3 protein-coding genes are annotated in these 2914 nt (G+C 64.0%); all 3 read right to left on the reverse strand.

Annotation, left to right across the window (positions count from 1 at the left end; translation table 11 throughout):
- Positions 1 to 1430: hydantoinase/oxoprolinase family protein (locus tag RMO18_RS21025; RefSeq protein ID WP_309668490.1), on the reverse strand; the 1430-nt coding region annotated here is incomplete at its 3' end.
- Positions 1431 to 2153 (reverse strand): ABC transporter ATP-binding protein, encoded by a 723-nt coding sequence (locus RMO18_RS21030; protein WP_405054126.1) that lies wholly within the window; start codon positions 2151 to 2153, stop codon positions 1431 to 1433. It abuts the gene before it with no gap.
- Complete coding sequence (locus RMO18_RS21035) at positions 2119 to 2823, reverse strand: ABC transporter ATP-binding protein (protein WP_309668492.1); 705 nt, start codon at positions 2821 to 2823, stop codon at positions 2119 to 2121. The genes RMO18_RS21030 and RMO18_RS21035 overlap by 35 nt, the downstream gene beginning before the upstream one ends.
- Positions 2824 to 2914 lie beyond the last annotated feature (91 nt).

The following is a 2914-nucleotide window of genomic DNA, read 5'->3' on the forward strand; positions in this document are numbered from 1 at the left end:
GCCACCACGCAGCCAAGCGCGTTGGTGATGCCGGGGCGGGCCGGGATCAGCACCTTTGGGATGGCAAGTTCACGCGCCAGCGCGACCGCATGCAACGGCCCTGCCCCACCAAACGCAAACAGCGCGAAATCACGTGGATCAGCGCCAAGTGAGATCGAGACCATGCGGATCGCCCCGGCCATATGGGTGTTGGCAATGCGGATGACAGCTTCGGCCGCGGCTTCGGTGGACAGGCCAAGAGGCGCTCCGATCTGCGCGGCAATGGCCTGGCGTGCGGCCTCGGCCGCCTGACCAAAGCGCACCGCCGGAAGCCGTCCGAGGATCAGGTTGGCGTCCGAAATGGTGACGCGCGTGCCACCCCGCCCGTAGCAGATTGGCCCCGGTGTGGACCCGGCACTTTCCGGGCCAACCCGCAACATCCCGCCTTCATCGACCCGCGCGATGGAGCCGCCGCCCGCCCCAACCGTACGCACGTCCACCATCGGCACATGGATCGGCATGGCGTATTCAACTTCGATTTCGTTTGAGACGGAGGCCACGCCGCCCCGGATCATCGCCACGTCGGTCGAGGTACCGCCCATGTCATAGGTCAGAAGGTTCGCCATTCCGGCGCGCCGCCCGGTGGCAAGGGCCGCCATGACGCCAGAGGCCGGGCCCGACATCACAGTCTTGACCGCCTCACGCGCCACGTCGCGCGCGGCGACCATCCCGCCGTTCCCGTTCATCACCAGCAGGTCGCGCGCATAGCCTTTGGCCGCCAACTCGTCGGCCAACCGGCCGATGTATCGTTCCAGCAGCGGCTGGACGGCTGCATTCACAGCGGCTGTGACCCCCCGCTCGTACTCTCGGCTTTCCGACAGCAGCGCGTGGCCCATGGTGATGTAGCGGTTGGGCCAGATCTCGGCTGCGATTTCCGCGGCACGGCGTTCGTGAGCCGGGTTGGCATAGGCATGCAGAAAATGGATCACAAGGCTTTCGCATCCCTGATCCTTTAGCTGGTGAATCGCTTGACGAAGCGCGTCTTCATCCAGCGGCGTCAGGACACGGCCCCTGGCGTCCATCCGCTCGGGCACCTCAAGGCGCAGATCGCGGGGGATAACCGGGGTGAAACTGCCGTGCATGCCGTAAGCATGCGGTCTGGTGCGGCGGCCAAGCTCTAGCACGTCGCGAAACCCCATGGTGGTGATGAGGCCGGTCTTGGCCAGGTTGCGTTCCAGCACGGCATTGGTCGTGGTGGTGGTGCCATGGACAATGAGGTCGATGTCCTGCAGATCAGCCCCGGCGGCATCAAACGCGGCCAGCACCCCGCCCGATTGGTTCGGCAGCGTGGTGGGCACCTTTGCCAGGCGCACGTCCCCGGTGGCAGGATCGAAAATCACCAGATCGGTGAAAGTTCCGCCCACATCGACGCCTGCAACCAGCCCTGTCATTCACACACCCACATAGGTCTTGAATACATCCGCATCGGCGCGCAGGCCGCCAACGGCAACCGTCTCTGCCGTCCGGCCACCTGCCATGAACGTCACCTTGTCAGCCAGTTTGAGCACCGCATCCACCCGCTGTTCAACCAGCACCACCGCCACTCCAAGCCGTTTCAACGTCAGCACAGCGTCCTGGATCAGCGTGATCATTGAGGGTTGCAAGCCCTCCGTCGGCTCGTCGAGCAGCAAAACCTTTGGGTCAAGACACAGCGCGCGTGCGATGGCAAGCATCTGCTGCTCACCGCCCGACAGGGTTGATGAGACCTGCGCCAGACGCTCGCGCAGGCGGGGGAACAGGGTCAAGATGCGGTCAAGCCGGGCCGGGTCATTGCCGGTCACCAGCCCGCCGACGGCAAGGTTTTCGGCAACCGTCAGCGGGCCGAACAGACAGCGGCCCTGCGGAACATAGGCGATACCGCGCCTTGGAACCTCATGCGCTGGCAGATCCTGCAGTGCTACGCCCTTCAGGGCAATCGTGCCTGAAGTGGTCGGTAAAAGGCCCATTATGCACTTCAATAGCGTGGACTTCCCCACCCCATTGCGGCCCATGATGCAGCTGACCTCGCCTGCTTCGGCGCGGAAAGTGACGCCGTTCAACACGGTAATCGGGCCATAGCCCGCGACGAGGTTGCCGATCTCAAGCGCCAAGATAAGCCTCCTGCACGGCCACATTTGCGCGGATTTCAGGCGGGGTACCGGTGGCGAGGACGCGACCAAAGTTCAGCACGGTGATGCGCGCGGCAAGATCCATCACCACGTCCATATTGTGTTCGATCAGCAGGACAGCCGTCTTCGGAGCAAGGCTTCGCACCAGCGACTTGAAGACCTCGATCTCGGACGCGGCAAGCCCCTGCGTCGGCTCGTCCAGAATAAGCAGGCGGGGGTGCAGCGCCAGCCCCATCGCAAACTCCAGAAGGCGCTGGTGACCGTAGCTCAGCGTCTGCGCCTCTTGCGTCGCGAGTGCGTCAATCCCGACACGGGCCAGCGCGGCATGGGTTTGCTTGCTCAGTTTTGCCGCACTGCGGGAACGGGTTGCAAGCGCCACGTTGTCGAACACCGACAGGCGCGGAAAGATCGATGTGATCTGAAATGTATAGCCAATTCCCAACCGAACGCGGCTATGCGCTAGCAGCCGCGTGATATCCAGACCGTCGAGCAGAATGGAACCCGATTGCGGGCTGCGCCGCCCCGAAAGCAGCGAGACGAAGGTGGTCTTGCCCGCGCCATTGGGGCCGATAAGGGCGTGTATCTCGCCCGGTTGCATCGTAAAGTCGACGCCATCCACCGCGCGGAGCCCGCCGAAATGCAGCGTCAGGTCGCGGGTCTCGATCAGGGCAGCCATCGGACCCACCTGTCACGGATCGTGCCCAGAATGCCCTTCGGCGCGAATAGAACCAGCACCACCAGCGCCGCGCCGACGACAAATAGATAGG

This window comes from Tabrizicola sp., from assembly GCF_031377265.1.
GTDB lineage: Bacteria > Pseudomonadota > Alphaproteobacteria > Rhodobacterales > Rhodobacteraceae > JAUYQR01.